Source organism: Bacillus sp. LL01, from assembly GCF_001037965.1.
The window spans coordinates 1-3,769 of record NZ_LFEL01000213.1; the positions used below are offsets into that span (position 1 = coordinate 1).

Here is a 3,769-nt window from a genome sequence, read left to right on the forward strand (position 1 = left end):
TTGTATAGTAAGCATCTGTATTCATAATGCCAAAGCGACTTGCTTCATTCCAAGGAACTTCAATGACGGAGATTGTCACATCTGCTTGTTTTTCCTTGTGATAGGTGAGCATTTTATCGTAATCCATCTTGTAAATATGATCCCCTGATAAAATAAGAACGTACTCCGGATCGTATTGTTCAATAAAGCACATGTTTTGATAAATGGCATCTGCTGTCCCTAAATACCAGGAGCCACCTGCTTTCTCCACAAATGGTGGTAGGGCGGTGAGGCCTCCTTTTCTATGATCAAGACCCCAAGGCGTACCAATCCCAAGATGGGTGTTAAGGGCTAGAGGCTCGTACTGAGTAAGCACACCAACCGTATCAATTCCTGAATTTGTGCAATTGCTAAGAGGGAAATCAATAATCCGGTACTTGCCCCCAAAGTAGACAGCGGGCTTTGCCATTTTTTTAGTCAGTAAACCAAGGCGTTTTCCTTCTCCACCAGCTAGTAGCATAGCAACACATTCTTTTTTATTCGTTGTCATCTTAACAACCCCACTTTCCGTCATCTTACATATAGCAAAATCTCTCCAACCTTTCTTCCTATCTACTCTATGACTGTGCAAACGCTTACTATTCCTAGTAATGAAATAAAAATAAATAAAATACAATTAGGTAAAAAGTTATAAAAATATTTTATTTTATGTCGATATAAGAATATGAGTAGCGAATCACACATCTTTTATACTAATATAGATATAAAACTATAGAACTAAGGTGAGGCTTGTGAATGGTGAGATAAAGCCGCTTTATGACAAAGAATGTACATGCATGGCCTGTAACCAAACGTTTGTAACGAAAAGACTACGCACTCGCTTTGTGAAAGTGAAAAAAATACATAGTGATTTTTTCACAGAATATAAAATTCCTAGTCTGAATCCGAGTTATTACGAGGTTTCTGTATGCCCTTACTGCGGGTTTGCTTCTACAGAAATGTTTTCTTCTACTTTCCCTGTAGGAACAAAAGAAGCGATAAAAGRTCAGTTCTCTCTTTGGCAGAGGCAAGAGTGTGGTGGAGAAAGAACGTCAAGCGATGCGATCCGAACGATGAAACTAGGGTTAATCTCAGCTTCCTTAAAAAAAGAGAAATCTATTGTGATAGCAAGACTTTGTTTACGATTGGCTTGGTTATATAGAGGAACAAGTAACCACAAGGAAGAGGAACGTTATTTAGCACAAGCATTGAAATATTATAAAGATTCTTATCAACATGCTGATTATATTGGGACTCAGATGACGGATATGCGGATTCTCTACTTGATTGCAGAGTTAGCAAGAAAGCTAGGAAATCAAGCGGAAGCGATACGTTATTTTAGTGAAGTGATTCATCATAAGAATCGCGCGCTAGAAGCCAATCTTGTAGAAATGGCTAGAGAGCAATGGTACATCATGCGTCAAGACATCAAAGAAGTAGATAATCATTAATAATGAAAGAAAGTTACCGTAGGGTTTTAGCTAATTAGAGGAGGTCTGACGTTTTGAATGTACAATATGTAAATGCAATTTGCCGGGCAACAAAATCGATTTTAACGGGACATCTAGGTGTCGAAGTAGATATATTACGACCAACTGCTGGTAGTGGGTCCGTTCCATCAAATGATATTTCAGTCATCTTAGGAGTGAAAGGGGAATTAAAAGGTCAGATTATCTGCACCTTTTCAACAGAAACAGCCATTAATATAGTGAGTGCAATGATGGGTGGTATGGAAGTACAACAATTAGATAATATGGGTTGGAGTGCTGTACAAGAGTTTGGAAACTGGGTTGCAGGGACGACGGCAACTGAACTTTCTAAAGAAGAATGTATCATTGATGTAACACCTCCGGTAATCAATGAGGGTGAATCGAAATTCCACTCAAGCTATCCATATATTACAGTTCCACTAGGAAGTTCGATAGGTGATATTCGAGTTCATATTTCCGTATCAGAAGATGATTCATTGAGAAGATCTGCTATTTAGAGCAGGTCTTCTTTTTTGTTTTAGCTCTCTAAGTGAAAAGAGTGTTCAAATCGACAAAAAACGGGTAAACTCATGGATGTTATGGTAAAGGAGATGATGAAAGTGTCAGAAATTGATGTTTCCAAATTTGAGAAAAGAATGATTATCMGTACCATCGAAGAAAAAGACTTCGATGCGATTATAAATATGCAAAAATTATGCTTTCCAAACATGGAGCCATGGAAGAGAGAGCATCTTCAAAGTCATATTGATATTTTCCCAGAAGGTCAATTTTGTGTAGAGTACGATGGTGAAATCATTGGTTCTTGTTCGAGTTTAATTATTAACTTTGATGAGTATGATGATCAGCATACATGGGATGAGATCACAGATGAGGGGTATATTACAAACCATGACCCTGAAGGCTATAATTTATATGGGATTGAGGTAATGGTTCACCCAAAATATCGCCGTATGAAAATTGGCCGTAGGCTTTATGAGGCAAGAAAAGATTTAGCGCGGGAACTTAACTTAAAAAGTATTATTATCGGTGGTAGAATTCCAAACTACCATACTCATGCAAAAGAACTAACACCCCGACAATATGTGGAAGAAGTAACGATGCATAATCTTTATGATCCAGTTTTAACGTTCCAAGTAATGAATGGTTTTTCATTAAAGCGAATCAACCAAAACTATTTAGAAGATGACAAAGCATCTATGCGTTATGCGACATTAATGGAATGGAATAATATTGATTACCGTCCGAAATCACCGAAGCGTCAATTTAAAACGTCCTTCCCAGTAAGGATTACAACGATTCAATATGAAATGAAAAAAATCTCATCCTTTGAGGATTTTGCGATTCAGTGTGAATATTATACGGATGTTGCRGCGAGTTACCAATCAGACTTTGCTGTTTTCCCAGAGATTTTCACTTTACAACTGCTTTCTTTTCTTCCAGAAAAAAGTCCAAGTCGTGCCATTCGTCGTCTAACGGAATTCACAGAAGACTATATTGAATTGTTTACGACTCTAGCCGTTAAGTACAACGTTAATATCATCGGAGGGTCGCATTTTGTAGAGGAAGAAGGCAAGATCTATAACATTGCTTATTTATTCCGGCGTGACGGAACGATTGAAAAACAATACAAACTGCATATCACTCCTAATGAGCGTAAATTCTGGGGAATTCATGGTGGCGATCGTGTCAATGTTTTTGATACCGATTGCGGGAAAATCGCGATCCAAATTTGTTATGACATTGAATTTCCTGAGCTTGGTCGTATTGCAGTTGATAAAGGTGCTAATATTATCTTTACTCCATTCTGTACAGATGATCGCCAAGGATACTTACGCGTACGTTACTGCTCTCAAGCGCGTGCCATTGAAAATCAAGTATATACCGTCTTATCTGGTACAGTAGGTAACTTATCAGAAGTAGAAAATATGGATATTCAATACGCGCAATCGGGCATCTTCAGTCCATCTGATTTTACCTTTGCCCGTGATGGGATTGTAGGTGAGTGTAATCCAAATATCTCTACAGTTGTCGTTGGAGATGTAGACCTTGAAATCTTACGTCGTCATCGTCGTGCCGGAAGTGTGAATCAACTTCGCGATCGTAGACATGACGTCTATAAGATTGTTTATAAACAAGATTAATTTTTTTGGCCACGTGAAGCTTCACGTGGCTATTTCACTGTCTCTTAATGGGTTTAGTTGCCTCCTTTATTGGTTAAGATGAAGACATAAATGGGAGGTAATGATATGAAGCTTGGGAAG

General features: G+C 38.1%; 4 protein-coding genes. 3 read left to right on the top strand and 1 reads right to left on the bottom strand.

Annotated elements, in window-relative coordinates:
- Positions 1 to 529: sugar phosphate nucleotidyltransferase (locus AB685_RS28145; RefSeq protein WP_047973910.1), on the bottom strand; the 529-nt coding region annotated here is incomplete at its 3' end.
- 241 nt (positions 530 to 770) lie between these two features.
- Here AB685_RS28145 and AB685_RS28150 point away from each other — a divergent pair.
- The 3 genes from AB685_RS28150 to AB685_RS28160 all read left to right on the top strand — a co-directional run bounded on the left by AB685_RS28150 (position 771) and on the right by AB685_RS28160 (position 3,649).
- Complete coding sequence (locus AB685_RS28150) at positions 771 to 1,469, top strand: DUF2225 domain-containing protein (RefSeq protein ID WP_053073985.1); 699 nt, start codon at positions 771 to 773, stop codon at positions 1,467 to 1,469.
- A gap of 53 nt (positions 1,470 to 1,522) precedes the next feature.
- On the top strand, positions 1,523 to 2,005 hold the full coding sequence (locus AB685_RS28155) for a chemotaxis protein CheC (RefSeq protein ID WP_047973911.1): 483 nt from the start codon (positions 1,523 to 1,525) through the stop codon (positions 2,003 to 2,005).
- Between the two features lie 102 nt (positions 2,006 to 2,107).
- On the top strand, positions 2,108 to 3,649 hold the full coding sequence (locus AB685_RS28160) for a bifunctional GNAT family N-acetyltransferase/carbon-nitrogen hydrolase family protein (RefSeq protein WP_047973912.1): 1,542 nt from the start codon (positions 2,108 to 2,110) through the stop codon (positions 3,647 to 3,649).
- Positions 3,650 to 3,769: the final 120 nt, after the last annotated feature.